Annotated in this window: 19 protein-coding genes and 1 pseudogene; 4 read left to right on the forward strand and 16 right to left on the reverse strand. The window is 68.7% G+C overall.

Annotated features, from left to right (window positions below):
• A partial coding sequence (locus tag ABZ863_RS18160; RefSeq protein WP_358536795.1) for a response regulator transcription factor occupies window positions 1-315 on the forward strand: 315 nt, incomplete at its 5' end.
• A gap of 16 nt (window positions 316-331) precedes the next feature.
• On the opposite strand, the gene ABZ863_RS18165 is transcribed toward ABZ863_RS18160, so the two are convergent.
• Genes ABZ863_RS18165 through ABZ863_RS18205 form a run of 9 tightly spaced genes read right to left on the reverse strand, consistent with a single transcriptional unit; the run spans window position 332 to window position 9,348 of the window.
• Window positions 332-1,066 carry an ABC transporter ATP-binding protein gene (locus tag ABZ863_RS18165; RefSeq protein WP_358536797.1) on the reverse strand — a complete coding sequence of 245 codons (735 nt, stop codon included), beginning with the start codon at window positions 1,064-1,066 and terminating at the stop codon, window positions 332-334.
• A 29-nt stretch (window positions 1,067-1,095) separates the two neighbouring features.
• On the reverse strand, window positions 1,096-1,881 hold the full coding sequence (locus ABZ863_RS18170; RefSeq protein WP_358536800.1) for an ABC transporter permease subunit: 786 nt from the start codon (window positions 1,879-1,881) through the stop codon (window positions 1,096-1,098).
• Window positions 1,878-2,699, reverse strand: coding sequence for an ABC transporter permease subunit (locus tag ABZ863_RS18175; RefSeq protein WP_358536804.1), 822 nt, complete (start codon window positions 2,697-2,699; stop codon window positions 1,878-1,880). Before ABZ863_RS18175 ends, ABZ863_RS18170 begins: the two co-directional genes overlap by 4 nt.
• The gene (locus tag ABZ863_RS18180; RefSeq protein ID WP_358536806.1) at window positions 2,696-3,745 is read right to left on the reverse strand and encodes an ABC transporter substrate-binding protein; all 1,050 of its coding nucleotides are present in this window, start codon (window positions 3,743-3,745) and stop codon (window positions 2,696-2,698) included. Before ABZ863_RS18180 ends, ABZ863_RS18175 begins: the two co-directional genes overlap by 4 nt.
• A gap of 38 nt (window positions 3,746-3,783) precedes the next feature.
• On the reverse strand, window positions 3,784-4,755 hold the full coding sequence (locus tag ABZ863_RS18185; RefSeq protein ID WP_358536808.1) for an amidohydrolase family protein: 972 nt from the start codon (window positions 4,753-4,755) through the stop codon (window positions 3,784-3,786).
• Window positions 4,752-5,210, reverse strand: coding sequence for a hypothetical protein (locus ABZ863_RS18190; protein WP_358536810.1), 459 nt, complete (start codon window positions 5,208-5,210; stop codon window positions 4,752-4,754). The genes ABZ863_RS18185 and ABZ863_RS18190 overlap by 4 nt, the downstream gene beginning before the upstream one ends.
• A 33-nt stretch (window positions 5,211-5,243) precedes the next feature.
• On the reverse strand, window positions 5,244-6,434 hold the full coding sequence (locus tag ABZ863_RS18195) for an FAD-dependent monooxygenase (protein WP_358536813.1): 1,191 nt from the start codon (window positions 6,432-6,434) through the stop codon (window positions 5,244-5,246).
• On the reverse strand, window positions 6,434-7,822 hold the full coding sequence (locus tag ABZ863_RS18200) for an MFS transporter (protein ID WP_358536815.1): 1,389 nt from the start codon (window positions 7,820-7,822) through the stop codon (window positions 6,434-6,436). The genes ABZ863_RS18195 and ABZ863_RS18200 overlap by 1 nt, the downstream gene beginning before the upstream one ends.
• A 32-nt stretch (window positions 7,823-7,854) precedes the next feature.
• Complete coding sequence (locus ABZ863_RS18205) at window positions 7,855-9,348, reverse strand: aldehyde dehydrogenase (RefSeq protein ID WP_358536817.1); 1,494 nt, start codon at window positions 9,346-9,348, stop codon at window positions 7,855-7,857.
• A 118-nt stretch (window positions 9,349-9,466) separates the two neighbouring features.
• Between ABZ863_RS18205 and ABZ863_RS18210 the strand changes: the two genes are divergently transcribed.
• The 3 genes and pseudogenes from ABZ863_RS18210 to ABZ863_RS18220 all read left to right on the forward strand — a co-directional run.
• Complete coding sequence (locus tag ABZ863_RS18210; protein WP_358536820.1) at window positions 9,467-11,197, forward strand: GAF domain-containing protein; 1,731 nt, start codon at window positions 9,467-9,469, stop codon at window positions 11,195-11,197.
• Between the two features lie 427 nt (window positions 11,198-11,624).
• Window positions 11,625-11,981, forward strand: a complete 357-nt coding sequence (locus tag ABZ863_RS18215; protein ID WP_358536823.1) for a hypothetical protein — start codon at window positions 11,625-11,627, stop codon at window positions 11,979-11,981.
• Between the two features lie 413 nt (window positions 11,982-12,394).
• Window positions 12,395-12,808, forward strand: a pseudogene (locus ABZ863_RS18220) (VTT domain-containing protein); the annotation flags it as partial.
• A gap of 99 nt (window positions 12,809-12,907) precedes the next feature.
• On the opposite strand, the gene ABZ863_RS18225 reads toward ABZ863_RS18220, so the two are convergent.
• The 7 genes from ABZ863_RS18225 to ABZ863_RS18255 form a co-directional block, all read right to left on the reverse strand.
• Complete coding sequence (locus tag ABZ863_RS18225; protein ID WP_358536825.1) at window positions 12,908-13,987, reverse strand: alpha/beta hydrolase; 1,080 nt, start codon at window positions 13,985-13,987, stop codon at window positions 12,908-12,910.
• Between the two features lie 105 nt (window positions 13,988-14,092).
• On the reverse strand, window positions 14,093-15,226 hold the full coding sequence (locus ABZ863_RS18230) for a sodium:proton exchanger (RefSeq protein WP_358536828.1): 1,134 nt from the start codon (window positions 15,224-15,226) through the stop codon (window positions 14,093-14,095).
• Window positions 15,227-15,273: 47 nt separating this feature from the next.
• Window positions 15,274-16,365 (reverse strand): pyrroloquinoline quinone biosynthesis protein PqqE, encoded by a 1,092-nt coding sequence (gene pqqE / locus ABZ863_RS18235; protein WP_358536831.1) that lies wholly within the window; start codon window positions 16,363-16,365, stop codon window positions 15,274-15,276.
• The gene (pqqD, locus tag ABZ863_RS18240) at window positions 16,358-16,645 is read right to left on the reverse strand and encodes a pyrroloquinoline quinone biosynthesis peptide chaperone PqqD (protein WP_358536834.1); all 288 of its coding nucleotides are present in this window, start codon (window positions 16,643-16,645) and stop codon (window positions 16,358-16,360) included. The genes pqqE and pqqD overlap by 8 nt, the downstream gene beginning before the upstream one ends.
• Window positions 16,617-17,303 (reverse strand): pyrroloquinoline-quinone synthase PqqC, encoded by a 687-nt coding sequence (gene pqqC, locus ABZ863_RS18245; protein ID WP_358536837.1) that lies wholly within the window; start codon window positions 17,301-17,303, stop codon window positions 16,617-16,619. Before pqqC ends, pqqD begins: the two co-directional genes overlap by 29 nt.
• Window positions 17,304-17,376: 73 nt before the next feature.
• Complete coding sequence (gene pqqA, locus ABZ863_RS18250) at window positions 17,377-17,487, reverse strand: pyrroloquinoline quinone precursor peptide PqqA (RefSeq protein WP_358536840.1); 111 nt, start codon at window positions 17,485-17,487, stop codon at window positions 17,377-17,379.
• Between the two features lie 61 nt (window positions 17,488-17,548).
• The gene (locus tag ABZ863_RS18255) at window positions 17,549-19,237 is read right to left on the reverse strand and encodes a PQQ-dependent dehydrogenase, methanol/ethanol family (RefSeq protein WP_358536842.1); all 1,689 of its coding nucleotides are present in this window, start codon (window positions 19,235-19,237) and stop codon (window positions 17,549-17,551) included.
• Window positions 19,238-19,240: the final 3 nt, after the last annotated feature.

The raw sequence follows: 19,240 nt of genomic DNA on the forward strand, positions 1-19,240 counted from the left end.
CACGGCATCCGCGTGGTCGCTGCCGGAGAGTCGCTACTCGCGCCGCGCATCACACGCCGTCTCATCGCCCAGTTCACCGCACAACGAACAGCCAGCAAGGCCGCCGAGCATCGGCTCGCCGTCCTCACCGAACGGGAACGCGAGGTCCTGGCGCTCGTCGGTCAGGGCATGAGCAATGACGAGATCGGCGCGGAACTCTTCCTCAGCCCAGCCACCGCCCGCACGCACGTCAGCCATGCCATGGTGAAACTCGGTGCCCGCGACCGTGCGCAACTGGTCGTCATCGCCTACCAGACTGGACTCGTCACTCCGTAGCGATCGAGGGGCCTGCTCACACCGCCTCCAATACCTCGAACCGGGCGAGTACCTCGGCCTGCAGGGCGGCGACGGCTTGGTCGGACGCGCGGCGGGGCCGGGGAAGGTCGACGTCGATGATCTCGTGGATCCGCCCGCCTGGGGCGAGCACGACGATCCGGTCGGACAGCTGCACGGCCTCCGTGACGTCGTGGGTCACGAACATGACGGTGCGGCGCGACTCCAGCCAGATGCGCTCCAGGTGCTCGCGCAACGAGCGCGAGGTCATCGCATCGAGATGACTGAACGGTTCGTCCATGAGCAGCACGTCCGGTTCGACGGAGAACGCCCGCGCGATCCCGATGCGCTGCTGCTGGCCGCCGGATAGCTGGGCCGGGAAGCGGTCGCCGAGCTCCGCGAGCCCGACCAGATCGAGATAGTGGTGGGCTCGTTCTTCCCAGCCCGACCGGTCGCGCTGCACGAAGCCGATGTTCTGCATGACCGTGCGCCACGGCAGCAGCCGCGGGTCCTGGAAGACGTAGCCGACGTGGGCGTCGCGGTCCCCGGCCCGCAGGCGCACGGAGCCCGAGGTGAGCGACTCGATGCCGGAGACGATGTTGAGCAGGGTCGTCTTGCCGCTGCCGGAGGGACCGACGACGGACACGAAGGTCTCGCCGCTGATGGTGAGGTCGATGCCGTCCAGTACGCGGGTGGGCCTGCCTGCCCGGTCGTGGAAGGTCTTGACGAGGTCGGTGATCTCGATGGAGGCCACGGGTCTTGCCTTTCGGTCGCTCGGTCGGGTCAGAGGGAGCGCCAGCGTGTTGCGGCGCGCTCGACCGGGCCGAGGATGACCTGGTCGACGAGGATGAGGAACAGCACGAACACGAGCACCCAGGCGAGGAAGCCGTCGAGCTGGTTTGCGTCGTACCAGTAGCGGGAGCGCCACCCGACGCCCGAGGTGGAGCCGAACCACTCCGCGAGCAGGAGCCCGTTCCACGCGCTCATGATCGAGAAGCGGACTGCCGCGACCGTCGATCCGGCGACGGCGGGGGCGATGACGTGACGCAGCACCTCGGCGCGCGAGACGCCGAACGCGCGCGACATGAGGATCAGCTCACCCGGCACCGCCTGCACCGCTTTGACCACGTTGACGATCACGAACGGCAGCCCGGCCAGGAACACCGTGACGACGGGGGTGAGCCAGCCGAAGCCGAACCACATCGTCGTCAGTAGCGCCCAGATGACGGCGGGTGCCGCGAGGGCGGCCATCGTGAGGTCGGTGAGTGCCAGTTCGGCCCACCGCGAGCGCCCCATCACCACGCCGAGGACGACGCCGACCACGAGCGTGAGCGCCATCCCGAGCAGGAACCGGTTCATGCTGACCGCGAAGTTGGCCATGAGCTGCCCGTCGGCGTGCTCGGCGGCCAGGCGGGCGACGGTGTCGGCCAGGCTGGGGACGCGGTCACCTGCGAGGGCCAGCAGCTGCCAGGCCGCGAAGATGGACGCGACCGCGGCGGTGACGGCGAGCATCCCGGTTCCGTGGCGGCGCAGTAGCGCGGGCACTCGGGTACTGGCAGGGGCGGTCATCGAAGGTCCTTTCGCCAGGCGAACAGGCGGCGCTCCGCGAGGCCGAGCCCCCGCTCGATCAGCACCATCGTGATGACGAACAGGGCGGTCCACGCGAGCATCCCGACCACGTCGAACTCCTGGTAGGCGCGGCGGATCATGAACCCGACGCCGTCACGGGCGCCGAACACCTCGGTGAGGGCCTCGACCTTCCAGGCCATCGCAAAGCCGTAGCGGATGCCGGTGAACACGAACCCGGTCAGCGCCGGCACGTACAGGTGCCGCGCGACCTGTGCCGGGGTTCGGCCGAATGCCCGGCACATGGCGAGCAGCGCGCCGTCGACCGAGCGGACTCCCTCGGAGACGTTGAGGGCGACGAACGGGATCGAGACCAGCGCCGAGACCACGATCGGCCCCGTTGCCCCGACCCCGAACACGACCAGTCCGAAGACGGCGTAGACCAGGCCGGGCAGGTTGCCGAGCAGGAACAGCGGCAGTGAGAAGTAGCCGGTCAGGAACCGGCTTCGGCCCATCGCGAACCCGATCGGGATGCCCAGGATCAGCGCGATACCGAACCCGGCGAGGATCTTGCCGATGCTGGACGCGAAGTTGACCGCGGCGTCACCGGAGATGACGATCTCGGCGACACGGGCACCGACGTCGACCGGGCCGGGCACCACGGAGTCGTCGATGACGCGGGCGAACAGCCACCAGCTCACCAGTGCGGCGGCGATGGCGATTCCGGACACCAGTGCACGCGACGGGCCGGGTGCGACCGCACGCCGGCGGGACCGGCGTGGGGTCGCGGCGCTGGGACGCGTTCCGGACAGGAGCGTCATCGCACGGCCTCCTCGGTGCGGAACGCCGGGGCGGTCACCTCGTCGGCGATGACACCGGTGCGGTGCAGCAGGTCGAAAACCTGCGACTCGTCCGCGGCCCAGCGTCCGTCGAACCGGACCTCGTCGACCACCCAGTCGTGTTCGGTGACGTAGTCGGTGATCCATGCGACGTCCTGCGGGGCTTGCACGGCGAAGTGCTGCGGGTAGCGGGCGATGATCTCCGCGCGGTGGTCCCGCCACTCGGCCAGCCCCCGGTCCCACAGATCCAGGAACGCCTCGATCTCGGCAGGGTGGGCTTGCGCCCATCCCCGTTCCGCGACGAAGACGTTGCCCATCGGGCCGACGTGCCCGGGTGCGTTCAGCTCGGCGAAAAGGTCGGCCGAGGACCGTCCATTGTAGAGCGGGCGGACGCTGCCCTCGCGCTGTTCGTGCACCGACAGATCCGGGTAGCAGATGCACGCGTCGATCTCGCCGCGCGCGAGCAGCCCGGACAGGTTCTGGATGTCGGCGACGATCAGGTCGATGTCGGCAGCGCCGTCCGCGCCGACAAGGTCCATGTCGTGCATCTGCCGCGCCAGACCGGCCCACACCAGCGTCCCGGACACTGTCGTGAAGACGCCGAGGCGCCGGCCGCGCAGGTCCTCCAGTGTCCGCGCGGGATCGCCGGCCCGGACGAGCAGGCGGCTGCGCTCGGTGTTGTAGCGGCCGATGATCACAGTCTCCCGGCCTGTCTGCTCCTGCAGGTCCGGTACTTCGAACGACGCCGAGGAGATGATGTCGGCGTGGCCGCCTGCGAACAAGCCGAACTCGTCCCAGGTCGCCGAGGTCTCGATGCGCAGGCCCCGCTCGCGCTCGAACTCCTCGAGGATGCCCTCGTCCCGCATGTAGTCCCAGATCGGGTCCGGGGCGAAGGTGAACCGCACGACCCCCTCTCGCGGAGTTCGTGACGACGGCGGGCCTCCCAACCCCGCCGCGCACCCGGAGATTCCCAGGGTGATCGCGGCGAGCACCACCGCGATCACCCTGCTCGAACGTCTGTTGTTCATGCAACACACCTCTCTGTGGCTGCTATGGGGCCGGGACGCTAGGGCCGCACTCCGAGGAAGGCTCGGGCGTTGGCCGTGAGCACGCGAGCGTCGAGACCCCCGCTGGTCGCGAACCCCAGCGGGTCGCGCTGTGCCATGTCGAACGGGTAGTCACTGCCGCAGACCACCGCCTCCTTGCCTGCCCGCTCAGTGAGCAGGTCCAGAAGCTGCGGGTCGTGGGTGACGGTGTCGAACCAGAGCCCGCGCACGAGCTCTCCGGGTGGGCGGGTGGAGTGGCGGCGAACATCGGGCCGGGTGCGCCAACCGTGGTCCCAGCGGCCGAGGATGCCTGGTGTGCAACCGCCACCGTGCACGAAGCAGATCCGCAAGGTGGGGAGCTGCTCGCGGATCCCACCGAGCAGCAGTGCCGCCACCGCGGTGGCGGTCTCGACCGGGTTCCCGATCAGGTTGGCCAGGTAGTGCGCGCTCCACTCCGGACGCGGAAGCTGCATCGGGTGCACGAGCACGGCCAGGTCGAGGCGGGCGCACTCGACGAGGACATGGTGCAGCACCCCGCGGTCGAGCGACTCCCCGCCCAACAGCGGCGGGATCGCGACACCGGCGATGCCGGGCAGTCCGGCGAGCCGCTCCAGGTGGGCCGAGACCGATGCCGCGCTGTCGAGCGGGACCAGCCCCAACCCGGCCAGCGCGCCCGCCGACTCCCCCACCACGGTGGCAAGTGCGTCGTTGAACGCTGTCACGTAGCCGGCTGCGGGCCCGGCAACGGGAAACGCGAACGGCGGCGCCGAGATCACCCGCACCCCGATACCGGCGGCCGCCATGTCGTCGCGAATGGCCGGAACGTCACTCATCGCCCTGGTCGCGATCGACAACGGGATCTCGCCGAGGTAGAGCTCCCCGTCCCGGTCCCGCAGCGGCCCGTACGGCGCACCCGGCGGCAGCTCGAACAACTCGTTGGGCAGCCAGTGGGCGTGCACGTCGATCGGCCCTTCGGCCAGCGCCCCGATCATCGCGCCGCCAGCGGCAGCGGCGAGTTGGCGCTGTCGAGGTGCTCGACGGTGGTGAACACGAGATCGGTGTCGCCGGCGTTCTCGATGTCGTGCAGGAGGTACTGCCCCTCGGCGAAGGTGAAGTGCCGGGTCTCCCCTGCCGAGTAGGAGACCTCGCGGGTGGTGCCGTCGCTGGTGTGCTGGCGGCTGCGGCCGCCGTTCACCGCGGTCCAGAAATAGTCGAGGACATGGCGGTGGGCATGCCAGCGCTCACCGGGGGCCAGGCGGATCTCCCACACCCGGACGCGGTCGTTCTCGCTGAGCAGCCGGGAGCCGACCTTCCCATCGTGGGCGTGCTCGTCGAACTCGGCACGCAGCTGCGGGCTCCAGCCCTCGAAGTCGGAGGCGATCAGGGTTCCGGCCAACGGCAGGTCGGACAGGAAGGCGGTGTCGGTGCTGTCGGTGCTGTCGGTCATGGTCATGTTCCCTTCGAGTGTGATCGAGGCCGGTCAGCGGCCGGGTCCGTAGAGGCCGAAGCGCAGGCTCGGGTCGCCGGGGGTCCAGGTGTTGTGGAACTGGGAGCGCTCGCCCATGTCCTTGACGCGGTCGAGCAGCTGGGAGCCGAGCTCCAGCTGGGCGGGCTCCCACTTGCGCAGCGCGGCGGGAATGTCGCCGTCGGCGTCGGTGAGGGCGTCGGCCAGCGCCCACGCGTTGGCCGCGGCCTTCGCGGTGCCGGCCGCGGCGTGCGGTCGCGCGGCGGAGGCCGCATCGCCGAGCAATGCGATGCGACCGTCGGCCATCCGTGCCGAACGGACGTCTGCGACGACCTGGAGGTACGGCTGTTCGGTCGCGGTGACGACCGCCGCGGCGGCCGGGGCCAGTATCGCCGCGGCGGTCTCGCGCATCTCGTCGACGTAGCGGTCCTGGACCAGGCCCGGGTGCAGCGACACCGTCGCGGAGAAGCCGCGCTTGTCGATCAGCATCTCGGCGAGCTCGCTCCCGGCCGCCACGTTGCGGTACCAGACGTAGTTCATCAGCCGGTCCTGCGGACCGGTGCCATCCTCCCCCGGGATCGGGTAGACCGTGATGTGCGAATGCGGAACGACGCTGTAGGAGATCGCGTTGCCCAGCAGCGAACGGATCTCCGGGACGAGCTGATGCTCGGGCACCGTGCCGCGCCAGCCGACGTAGCCCGAGTACTCCAGCGTCGCGGCCGGGTCGAGCAGCCGTCTGCCGACCGAGGAGATGCCGTCGGCGAACACGACCAGGTCCGCCTCGGCGCGCCTGCCGCTGACGAACCGCACGGTTGCTGCCCTGTCCTCCTGGGCAACGCCGCAGGCGAACTCGCCGAGGTGGTAGCGGTCGGTGCCGAAGTCGGCCAGCAGCGCTCGGTAGAAGGTGCCCCACGAGGTGTAGTTCCAGCGCCGCCGGTCGCGGTGCACGATCTCGTTGTCCTGCCCCAGGTACTGGACGTACTCGGTGGCGGTCGACAGGGCCTCCGGGTTCTGGTCGCTGCGCTCGGCGAACCAGCGGACGGTGTCGGGCTGCAGGACGATCCCGCCGCCGCGACCGTCGAGCGGGGTCGGGGTCCGTTCGAAGACGTCGACCTCGAAACCGAGGTCGCGCAGCAGGAGTGCGGTGGTCAGCCCACCGATGGAGCCGCCGATGACGGCGGCACGGGCGCCCGTGTAGGGGGTCATCAGATCTTCTCCTCGGAACTCATGGCGGCGTCGCGACCGGATTCGACCGCGGGAGGATCGGGGTCGGCGGGCAGCGCCTTGCCGCGGGTCTCGGGGGCGAAGAACAGCCCGATCGCGCCCAGCAGCCCGACGGCGACGACGCAGGTCGTGGCGAGGCCGAGGTCGCCGCCGAACCAGGACGCGGCGATGACGCCTGCGACCAGCGGACCTGCCGCGGTGATGTAGCGGCCGATCCCGTTGTAGAGGGCCATACCCGTGGCACGAACCGACGGCGGGAACAGCTCGGGGCCGTAGACCAGGATTCCCGACAGTGCCCCGTAGAGCCCGAACCCCGCCACCGGGATGACCAGCAGGAAGGTGCCCCAGTTGTGCTCGAACGGGAACAGGAACCCCACGCTCAGCGCGGAGATCACGAAGCTCGTGACGAACGCACCACGACGCCCGATCCAGTCGGCCAGGAAACCCCACGTCGCGTAGCCGAGGATGCCACCGGCGTTGAACAGCATCGACGCGACCGCGACCCGGGAGTTCGCAATGTCCGGTGCCAGATCCGCGGCAGCCGAGACCTGGCGGATGATCTGCGGGTACCAGGTCGACACACTCCAGAACGCGACGAGCGAGCCGGTGGCCAGTGCGGTGCCGACCAGTGTGCGGCTCAGCAGCGGCGGGGTGAGCAGCCGGACGAGCACGAACCGGTCCTGCTCGGCGCGGTGTCCACGGGCACGGCGGACGCGGCGGGCGGCGATCGAGCCCTGGATCTCCGGCGGCTCGGGGACGTGCCGGCGGATGAAGTAGACCAGCAGCGCAGGCAGGACGGCGATGCCCATCATCAGCCGCCAGCCGTAGTCGCCGAGGATGGCGTAGGACAGGGCGGCGATGAAGAAGCCCATCGCGTAGCCCGACATCATCACGCCACAGGCGCGGGCGCGGTAGCGGTTGCGCCACACCTCGGCGACGAGGGCGGCACCCACGGGTGCCTCCACCCCGGATCCCAGACCGGCGATGAAGCGCAGCAGGCCCAGCTGCCACCAGGTGTCGGCGAACGCGGCGAGCGCCGTGAACACCGCGTAGGTCACGATGCCGGCCGACAGCACACGGACCCGGCCGAAGTAGTCGGCAAGGATCCCGAACAGGATCCCGCCGGTGCCCCAGCCGAACAGGAACAGCGCCACGGTGAGACCGCCGTAGAGCCCGATCGTTCCCTGACCGGCCTCGATACCGCTGTTCGGGAGCAGCTCGGTCATCGCAGGGCTCAGGATCAGTGCGTAGAGGCTCCCGGCGAACCCGTCGAGGGCCCAGCCCATGGTCGTGCCGGCCAGCACCAGCCATTGGGTGCGGGTGATGACGGTGCGCCAGGTGCCGGGCGCCGCGGCCGAAGAACTCGACATGAACGGCTCCTTCGCCGAAGGTCGATTGCGGATCAGTTGAGGCGGCCCGGGGTGCCGGTGCCGTACCAGTCGACGTCGTCGGCGGCCGTGCGCACGACGACGGTCTTGAGCCAGGTGAAGTCGTCGAAGGATTCGGTCCCGGCATCGCGCCCGGTGCCGGACTCCTTGATGCCACCCCACGGCAACGACGGTTCGAGGCGGTGATGGTCGTTCACCCAGACCATCCCGGCCTGGATGCGGTCGGCCACGCGGTGGCCGCGGGCGAGGTCCCTGGTCCACACCCCGGCGCCGAGGCCGAAGCGGTTGTCGTTGGCCTTCGCAATCGCGTCGGCTTCGTCGTCGAACGGAACGACGACGGCGACCGGGCCGAAGATCTCCTCGCGCGCCACCCGCATCGCCATCGTGGCATCGGCGAGCACGGTGGGCTGCACGAAGAAGCCGCCGTCCAGCGGAGCGGCGAGCTCGGGCACGCCGCCGCCCGCGGCCACCCTGGCGCCTTCCTCCCGTCCGGCGGTGATCAGGTCGAGCACGCGATCGCGCTGCGCAGCGCTGACCAGGGGGCCGAGCTGGGTGGCGGGGTCCGACGGGTCACCGATCCGGATGGCATCGGCACGCCGGGCCAGTGCCTGGACGAAGCGGTCGTAGGTCGATCGGTGCACCAGGAACCGTGAGCCGGCGACGCAGGACTGACCCGCTGCCACGAAGGCGGCGAAGGCCGCGCCCTCGGCGGCGACCTCGGGCTCGATGTCGTCGAAGACGACGATCGGGGTCTTGCCGCCGAGTTCGGCGGTGACCCGTGCGAAGCGGTGTGCGGTGGCCACGGCCGCGGCACGGCCTGCCTCGGTGCCCCCGGTGAGGGTGATCTTGGCGATGTGGGGATGGCCGGTGAGCCGCTCCCCGACCTCCCGGCCGCCGGTGACGACATTGACGACGCCGTCCGGGACCTGCGCCTCGGTCAGCAACTCTGCGAGCGCCAAAGTGGACAGTGGCGTGGTCTCCGATGGCTTGACCACCACGGTGTTCCCGGTGGCGAGCGCTGCCGACAAGCTACGGGCCAGTATCAGCAGCGGGTGGTTGAACGGCGTGATGATCCCGCACACGCCCAGCGGCGCACGCCGCTGATAGGTCAGGTAGGGGCCGTCGGAGGGCAGCACCGCATCACGCTGCGCGGCGAGCAGGCCCGCGTTGTAGCGGAACCACTCGGGCACCCGGGACAGCTGAGCGCGGGTCTCCGTGACCGGCCGCCCGTTGTTGCGGGTTTCCAGCCTGTAGAGCTCCCCGGCCGCCGCCTCGATCACGTCGGCAACGCGCAGCAGCAGCCGGCCGCGCGCGGTGCGGGTCAGCGAAGGCCACTCCCCTGCATGCAGCGCGGCGCGAGCACGCTCCACAGCGGCGTCGACTTCGGCGAGGCTGCTGTCGGACACGATCCGGATCACCGTGCCGGTCGCCGGATCGATGACCGGCCGGCCGCCGTCCGTCGCCGGTGAGGAGGACGGGGTGGTGGGCGTAGCGGTCGTCGTCGACATTGACGGCCCTTTCTGCTCCGGTGCGGGTCGAGATGAAGTGTCGTCAAGCGTCGACGTCCTGCATATGGCTTGTCGAACACTCTTTGCAGGATTTTATGTTTTGTGGGACATTCGCCCGGTGAGCGAAGACGAGGACCTGCGGGCCTGGCTGACCGCGATCGGCACCCTGACCTCCGCGGTGAACTCGGAACGGGGACTGCGCGACGTGCTCGACCTCGTCGCCTCCACTGCCAGGGAGCTGCTCGCCCTGGACTTCTGCGGGGTCCTGGTGCCCGATGCCGATGAGACCAACCTTGTCATCGCGGGATGGAGCGGGCTGAGCGAGACCTACGTCGCCCGGATCAACACCGACCGGCCGGTGCGGCTGGGCGGCGATGCGCGCTCCGAAGCGCCGTCGAGCCGCGCCTACCGCTCGGGACAGCCGTGCGCGGTCTCCGACATCGGCCGCGAACCCGGGTTCATCTGGGGCGGCGTCGCTCACGACCAGGACTACCGCTCGATGCTGTCGGTCCCGCTCGTCACGGCGGCCGGGGTGATCGGGACACTGAACAGCTACCGGTCCGAGGTCCACGACTTCGGCGCCGAGGAGACCGAACGTCTGCAACTGCTCGCCGAGCACGCGGCGATCGCCATCACCTCCGCCCGGCTGGTCGACGACCTGCGCCGCCAGCACGAGCTGGTGACCCGCTCCGAGGAAATCCACGAGCGACTGCTGCGGGTCGCGGTCCGCGCCGGCGGCGTGGCAGGCATCGCCGAGGCCCTGCACGATCTGCTCGACACCCCCGTCGTACTGCAGGAGGCCCGAGGCGACATCCTTGCCGCCGCCGGAACCCCGCTGACCCCGCCTGCCGCGCCTGCGGCGGCCTCCGAACTCGTACGCGAGCACGACGGCCACGTCGTCACCGATGTGCTGCTGTCCGGCGAGATAGTGGCGCGGGTCTGGCTTCCCTCTCGCCCCCTCGGTCTGTCCGCTTTGGACCGTCGCGCGCTGGAACACGCGTCGGTAGTGCTGTCGCTGGAGCTGCTGCGCCGGCGCACCGCGATCGAGGTCGAGCAGAACCTGCGCGGCGAGCTGCTAGCCGAACTGCTCGGCGGAGCCGACCCACGGAACCCGGTCCTGCAACACCGGGCACGTCTGCTCGGCCACGACCTCGCCCGCCCGCATCGCGCCCTCGTCACCCACCTGACAACAGCGCCAGGGACGGATCCGGCCAAGGTCACCCGGCGGGCTGTCGGGGAAGCGACCCGCCTCGCCTCCAGCGTGAGTCCACGGCCTCTGGTGGCGACCCATCGGGACGCGATCGTGGCGCTCTGGCCGGCCCCGGCAGCCGGCCCACAGGCTGCCGACGCCATGCATCGCGCCGTAACCGCCACCAGCGGCGTCGTCTCGGCGGCCGTCGCCGTGTCCGACACCACCGAACACGGGTTCGCCGAGGCCTACCGCACCGCCCGAGGTGCCCTTGCCATCGCCGAACGCGACACCGGCGCGGGCGGTGTCATCACTCTCGACGGCCTCGGCGTCGCTGGTCTCCTGCTCCAGCTCGACGACCCTGCCCCGTTAGTGGCCTATGCCGAACGCACCATCGGTCCCCTCATCCGGCACGACGACGCGCACGGCACCTCGCTGGTGCAGACCCTGCGCACCCACCTGGCCAACGGCCTTGACCGGCAGGCGACGGCCCGCGCGCTGACCCTGCACCCCAACACAGTGAGCCAGCGGCTCAGGCGTATCGAGGACCTGTCCGGACTCGACCTCCGCGAACCTTCAGCTGCCCTGGAGGCACGATCAGCCCTGGTGGTGGCAGACGTGGCGCACAGCCTCGGCGACCGCGCCGGCGGATCGAGCTGACGGCTCGGCGCGACGCTCAGCCCGCCATGAAGCACCTCGTTGGCCCGGTCACCGAGGACGCCGGCCGCCTGGCCCTCCACCTCCCTGTCATGGAGGTGGACTGCCCAGCCACGTGGGTACGCGAGCTCGGCCAGGACCTGGCGGGGCAGTGCTGTGGCGAGCTGGTCCAGCGCCGCCGTGGCGGCATCGTCGAGAGGTCTGCCCTCGTGTTCGATCGGTGCCGTCGGCATGCCGGGTTCGATCAGCTCGATCCGCCTGCGGTCCACGACCTGGTGGTCGGCCGTAGCCGTGACTGCCACTGCCCAACCGAGATGATGAGCGATGCCCAGCCGCATTCGGCCGACACTACTGCTGGTCCAGCTCGTCGAACCACACCACCAATCGGTGCAATCATGGTTAGGCCCCCTGCGCGAACAAGGAGGCCGTTGTGACAGCAGGAACCTTCAGCGTTGGCCACATAGCGCTGACCGCAGCGATCACCGGTGTCCTCGCACTGGGCGCGGCAGCGTGGCGGCTGCCGCGCGGGGCGTGGCTGGACGTGGTGAGTGTCGCGGTGCTCGCCGCAGGGTCGGTGTTCCTGTGGCGGATCTCGGCGAACATGCCACAACTCAACAGCGACGGACTGCCCGGCTTCTCCGCCAACGACTGGCTCGCGCCTGTGCTGACGTATCTGTTCCTGACCGTCTACGCCGACCTGCGGCCACCCGCCGACCCCCGCCGCTACAACCAAACCCGAGCACTGGCTGTGCTCGCCTCCCTGGTCGTCAACGTGGTCACCATCTGAACTCCGCCCCTTGCTCTCCAGAGTTGCCGGAACCGACCTACTCGGTGTGAGAATCCCAAGGATTGACCACGTGCACGCCGGTGCCGGAGAAGTCCTCGACATTCCGGGTGGCCAGGAGCGCCTCATAACAACGGCAGACCGCAGCGATCTCCGCATAACGCACGGCCGCGACACCGTCGAAAGGCACGCGGTTGGGGCGCTCGTGCCCAGCCGGAGCAGCATCGCCAGCCCAGCTAATCCATGGTGGGGTTGGCCCCACCACCACGAACGGGGGCTGGCTCCATGGTCGGCCGAGGGGCATTCCCGCAGTCTGGTGACGGGTCTGGTTGCCCCGTATCCGAGCGGCTCGGGTGCGCGCTGACGGAAGGAATCCCGACCGGATGGACGTGCCGAGCTTCCCCGCTGCCGGACCGATGCCGGGCTGGGCGTACCTGGCGCTGTTCGCGGTGACGGCCGCGCCGGCGATTCCCAACGCGGCGCTGGTGGCGGTCGCGGGGGCGTTCGCCGCTCAGGGCCAGCTGTCCTTGCCACTGCTCGTGTTCGCCGTGCTGGCCGGGACGATGGCAGGCGACGTCACCGTCTTTGCCGCGGCGCGCAAGCTCGGCAACCGTAAGGCAACGCCACGGCGGCCGTCGCGTTTCCACAGGATCGCGGAACGAGCGGCCGCCCAACTCCACCGGTACGGCACGCCGGTGATCGTCGCGCTGCGGTTCGTTCCCGGAGGGCGCCCGGCCGGTGGCGCCGCGGCCGGGCTGAGCGGGTACCCCGCTCGCAGGTACCTGACAGCCGCGGCCATTGCCGAGTGCGCGTGGACGGCGACCTACGTCGGCGCCGGTTACGCCGGTGGCGCCGTGACATCCGGACCGCTGCCGGCCCTGGCCATCACGGGCCTGCTGTGCGTGGTGGTGAGCGTGGCCAACGTGCTGCTAACGGGTTCTCGTTCCCGGCGAGCAGAACGTGACCTCCGGGTAGCACGTCGATGGTCGGGTCAACAGCGGTTGCGGCCGATGGCGCAGGTGCAGGTCGACGAAGGCCCGGACGTAGCTGCGCGTGATCTGCAGGGAGCGGTCTCCTGGCAGTTCGGTGCTGAGGCTGATACCGAGCTGGTCGGCCAGCGGCGCCAGGTCGGTGAACGAGTGATGCGCGGCGCCGGCCACCACCAGCCAGCGTTTCCACCCGGTCAGACGCGGCCACTCACGCTCCCAGCCGGCGGCGGCGGGCGTTCCCGTTTCTGGGTCGTACTGGGCCTGCCTGCCCAGGAACAGGAACGGCCGCGACAACCCGCCGTCCGGGATCGCGTCGTCTGTGCTGCCGTCGATGTCGATCCCGGCGTGGATGCGGGAGTCGGCCAGCATGGCGGCGATCGTGCTCGCGCCTCCCGCCGAGTGGCCTACCATCGCGATCCTGGACGGGTCGATCAACCAGGCGTCCGTCCACTTCGGATCATCTCCGGTCAGTTCGTCGAGTACGAAGGAGACATCCACCGCCCGTCCCCGCACCAGCTTCCGCCAGAACGCCGGATCGTGGACGATGCCTTCGCCAGCGGTACACGTGGTGACCCGGCCATCGGGGAACGTCGTAGCGACGTTCTCGTAGGTGTGATCGATCGCGACCACCACGGAGCCGTTACTGGCCAGGTCCTCGGCCAGAGCCGTGAGCGTTGCGCGGGGCTTGGTGAAGCCGGGCGACAGCACGACAAGGGGCAGACTGCGTCGCTGCCCCACGGGTGGAGCGTCGACGAAGGCGTTGGTCCGCACCATGCTCAACACGTCGCGCGGGAGGCCCCCGCTGCCCGCGCCCTGGAGAAGCAGGTCCGACTCCGTCGGCGTCAGGTATCCGGCCCGGTGCGTGCTCGGTGTCGCCGCCGGATACCACACGGAGATCATCAGCTCCCGCGCATTCACACCGGCAACCCAGGTATCGGCGCGGGACACGTCGCGTAGATGCAGGGACGTGGTCCCCACCGGATGCGTACCGGTCGGCGCGGGCAGGGACATCTGACTCATCTGGTCATCCTCCCCAGCCGCCCGCCAACCGCACCATCCGGGAAGTCCACGATCTACTGCTCAGGGTCATCCCGTACTCACGGAGTAGCGCTGAGGCCGTGCCCGTCAGTCCATCTCGACCGGAGCGGTTCCCAGCACGCCGAAGCTGACCGCCCAGTAGACGACGTAGAGGCTCAGCAGCAGGTAGCCGTGCCAGCGCCGCAGCCGCCCCGTGGAGAGAAAGTAGGCGGCAAGCCACGTCAGAACGATGAGTGCCGGCAGATGCCAGGACAGGACGTCCGACCCGATCACGAGCCCACCGGCCAGGAGGATGATGCCGAGCTTTCCCGTCACCGAGAAGATGACGCTGCCGATGACGTTCCCGACACCGATCTCGGGGGCACCTTTCCTGGCTGGTTCGACCGTGAGGAAAATGTCCTCAATGGTCAACACCACCGTGACGATGGTCGCGCCGAACAGGGTTCCCTCGAACCCGTACGTGTCCAGAATCCCTTCGATTCCGATGCCCATCGTCGACGCACCGACAATGAGGCCCGCAAGAGCGAGAATCGCGAGCACGAGCCCGCGCCACCCGGAATGCCTGCGCGCTTCGGCGAACGGCATGTGATCGGTGAAACGCCGACACTCCGTTCCTTCGTCCGGCAGTTCCCCTCCACCGGTCACGGCTCCTCCACCCGACGGTGCTCCCCCATCGGCCGCACCGCTCACCTGCATGGCCGCCTTTCCCGGCACCTCGGTTCCGCCGCCCGTTCGGGCAAGTGCGTAGGCTTCGTACAGTTCCGCGTCGCGGAAAACCGGCGCATTTCCACGCGATTCTCGGATCGCGACGTAGCAGATGAACAAGACGAAAAGCCCCACGAGCACGATGCCGTCGACAACGGTGAGCGGCGCCTTCAGTACCAACACGAACATCACGAGTGGAGCCGCGGCGAAAAGGGCGAGATAGTCGCGCGGCACGTTGACCTTGGTCGGGGTGAGGATGGCGGCGAGTGCGAGCACGACCCCAGGCAGCGAAAGAGCAGTCCCGAAAACGATACCGAGTGCGACCTCATCGAGATCCTCGACATTGAGTACGACTCCGAGAAAGATGTCGTCGAACTCGATACCGGTGAAGACGATCGACAGCAGGAACAGCGAAACCCCGAGGCCGCCCGCAATCCCGACCAGGTAGCCGACCAGTTTCTCAGCGCTGTACACCAACAGCACCGCTCCGGAGATGAAAATCAGCAGCGACGTCATGGCAGAGCCTTCCTCGACGGGGCACTAGTCCGACACGACACCGCTACTCACCTCGAATGATCCGGATGTGGTCGCGACCTGAGCGCTGCTGCAGACGGCCGCTCGGGGTCGTTGGCGGCCTGTACCATCTCAGCGACGATTCCGTGTTCCGGTGCGAGACGGCATACCGGGTCGGTCCGGGCAGCGTCGCCGGTGAGCTGGAATGCCTGGCAGCGGCAGCCACCGAAGTCGAGTTCGCGGCGGTCGCAGCTCCGGCACGGCTGCGGCATCCACTCCGTTCCGCGGAAACTCTGGAACAGCGGCGATTCCGTCCAGATCCACTGCAGTGAGTGCTCGTGCACACTGGCACGAGGCAACGGCAGCTGGTGCGCGGCAAGGCAGGGCAGGACGTCTCCGTTGGGCGCTACGGCGAGCAGCCGCTGCCCCCACCCGCCCATACAGGCTTTGGGATAGTCGCTGTAATAGTCCGGAAGAACGTAGATCAGCTCCGTTGTCCCCTTGAGTCGTTCCCGCGCAGCGCGTACGGCCTTCTCCGCCCGCTCGAGTTGCCCCCTGCTGGGCAGCAGCGCGTGCCGGTTGTGCCACGCCCAGCCGTAGTACTGCGTGTTGGCCAGCTCGACGCGGTCGGCCGCCATCTGCTCCGCCAGCTCGATTATGCCGGCGATGTTGTCGATGTTCTGCCGGTGCAACACGACGTTCAACGTCAGAGGCCACCCCAGCTCTTTCACGACACGAGCCGCAGCGATCTTACGCTCGAAGGACCGGAGACCGGCGAGGCGATCGGACGCGACCGGTTCCTCGGCCTGGATGCTGATCTGCACATGGTCGAGACCGGCGACCCTGAGCTCCTCCGCGCGGCGCCGGGAGAGCCCGAGCCCGCTGGTCACCAGATTCGTGTACAAACCAAGTCGGTGAGCACTGTGGACGATCTCCACGATGTCGTGGCGCTGCAACGGTTCGCCGCCCGACAGGTGCGCCTGCAGCGCACCCAGTTCCCGGGCCTCGACCAGCACCCGCCGCCACTGCTCCGTGGTCAGTTCATCCCGGTAGTCCCCCAGGTTGATGGGGTTCGAACAGTAGGCACAATGCAGCGGACATGCGTAGGTGAGTTCGGCCAGTAAACCGAATGGTTTAATCATCGCCGATCTCCACGTATCCCCTTTCGGTCAAGCGCAGGAGAAAATCCCGCACCTGATCATCGGCCACCTGGTCGTACCGTCCGCGGAGGTCCTCCACGATCTCGGCTGCTGTCCGTCGCCCATCGCACGCCGCGAGAATGGCCGCAGCAGTGGCATTGAGAACCGTCACCGACTCAGGGGCCAGCAGCACATGCCGCTCGCGCACCCGGTCGAACATCAGCCGCACGTGCCGGGAAAGCCTTGGCCTACCTTCAGTTCGGATAAGCTCGGTCGATCGCATCGAGCATGCTCCAGAGGACGTCGCATTTGAACGACAGCGCTGCCAGTGCCTTTTCCTGTTCCTCAATGGACCGGCACCGTTCGGTGACCACTTCCAGCGCGTGTTCCGAGTCGCGGGGCGCCTGCCGCAGGCGGGCCCGGAAGTACGCGAGACCGGCGCTGTCGATCCACGGGTAGAAACGCTCGAAGGCCGCGACGCGCTCGGCCATCAGGTCGGGTGCGAAAAGCTCGGTCAACGACGAAGCCACGGCCTCCACCCACGGCCGGGTGCGGGCGAAGTTCACGTAGGCGTCCACCGCGAACCGCACGCCGGGCAGAATGTGCCGCCCGTCCACGAGTTCCTTCCGCGTCAGCCCCACCGCCTCGCCAAGGCGCAGCCACGCTTCGATGCCGCCTTCGTCGCCGACCGTGCCATCGTGGTCGACGATGCGCCGAATCCAGCGCCTTCGTACATCGGGTTCCGGACAGTTGGCAAGGATCGCCGCATCCTTGCGTGGAATGTTCTCCTGATAGTAGAAGCGATTGCCGACCCAGCCCTGTACCTGGTGCTTACTCAGCCGCCCCTCGTTCATCGTGACGTGAAAGGGATGCTGATCGTGGTAGCGCTGCGACTGTGCGCGTAACGCCGCGACGAAACTCTCGGTGCCGGACAACGTCATCGTCCTTCCTGGCGCAGCTGGGCAGAAACCGGTGGGGCGCCGGTCCTCGGTCCGGCGCCCCCACCAGGTCGTGCTAGTCCTCGAGTCGGGCGACGTACATCGTGACCTCGGGGGCGACCCCGACTTCTTCGAACTCCGGGGCCTCCCACACCTCGGCATAGGGCCGAATGGCGACGGGTTCCATTGCTGTTGCACCTCCCCTCGGCCGATGTTGTGCACCGCTCGCCAATTCGTGTTGCTGGCGATCACTCCTGCGGCAGCGCGAAGACGAAGAGCGCGTCCCCGTGGGGACCTCCCATCATCCCTGGTGCGAAGCCTTCGACCCACGAACCCCAGCCGACCGGCACGGCGATGTACTGCCGTCCGTCGACGGAGTAGGTCGTCGGACTGCTGTGATGTCCGCTGCCCGTCTGGAACTGCCACAACAGCTCGCCACTCCGCGCATCGAACGCGTTCAGCTCGCCCGATGGCGTGCCACAGAACACGAGGTCACCTCCCGTGGCCAGCACTGAGGAGGAGATCGGCAGATGCCAGCTCCACCGCCATACTTCCTCGCTCGTGGCCGCGTCGAAGGCCTTGACCTGCCCTGCCATGTCGTCGGTGTCCACAGTGACGCTCGCGCCCCAGTAAGGGATGCTCTCCTTGAACTCCCGGCGCCGCCGCGTGACCGTCGAACCGACGTCCTGAACCGGCACGTAGAACATGTTCGTCCTGGGGCTGTAGGCGGCGTGGCACCATTCCTTCGCGCCGGCGGGCCCCGGCCAGAAATGCACGGCCTCGCCTTCCTTGTCCGGGAAGATCTGCGGCTTGACGGTGCCGTCGTTGCTGATCTCGCCCCAGGTGATCCGGTCGGAGAACGGCGTCACGCGAACCAGCTCGCCGTTCGTCCGGTCCAGTACGAAGAAGTAGCCGTTCTTGTCGAAGTGAGCCAGCAGCTTCCGGCCACTCTGCTCGAACAGGATGCTCTCCATGTTGGAGTCGTAGTCCCACAGGTCATGCGGGGTGAACTGGTAGTGCCATTGAATACCACCGGTATCCGGGTTCACCGCGATCACGCTGTCGGTGTGCAGGTTGTCGCCCTGCCGGATCTCGCCGTCGAAGTCCGGCGCCGGGTTGCCGGTCCCCCAGTACAGAAGGTTGAGCTCCGGGTCGTAGGTACCCGTGACCCAGGTGTTGCCGCCACCCCGAGCCCAGGCAGGGCTGTCCGAGGGCCAGGTCTCCGAGCCCCGCTCCCCCGGCTTGGGAACCGTGTAGCAGCGCCAGAGGCGTGCTCCGGTGTCGACGTCGTATGCGTCGAGATGGCCGCGTACCCCGAACTCCCCGCCGGAACTGCCGACGATGACCATGTTCTTCACGACCAAGGGGGCGACGGTCGCGCTTTCACCGGCCCGCACGTCACCGTGCACTGTGTCCCAGACGCATTCGCCAGTGGTCGCGTCCAGCGCGATCACATGCGCGTTCAGCGTGGCGACGAAGACCTTCCCCTTCGCCACGGCGACACCCCGGTTCACGTTGCCGCAGCACAACGACACGTCGAACGGGATCGCGTGCTTGTGCTGCCAGAGCTGCTGGCCGGTCTTGGCGTCAATGGCCCAGACCCAGCCGTCCCAGCCCGAGAGAAACATGACGCCGTCGACAACAAGAGGCGCGGCTTCGAACGCGTAGGTCGACGCGCCGGCGTGCAGGCCGTACGACCCGAACTGGAACACCCACGCGGTGCCGAGCCGTTTGACATTGTCCACGTTGATCTGGTCCAGCGGGCTGTACCGCTGCCCATCGTAGGCACCGTAGTAGGTGAGCCAGTTCTGCGGCTCCGAGCGTGCATTGAGAATTCGCTTGTAGTCGACGCTTTTCGCGACCGCGGGCGCGGTCCCCACCGTTGCGCTCAACTCGGACAGCTTCGCAGCCGGCGGCGCGTCCACATAGTCGGTCATGAC

It is taken from the genome of Saccharomonospora sp. NPDC046836 (assembly GCF_040645195.1).
Taxonomy (GTDB): Bacteria; Actinomycetota; Actinomycetes; order Mycobacteriales; family Pseudonocardiaceae; genus Prauserella_A.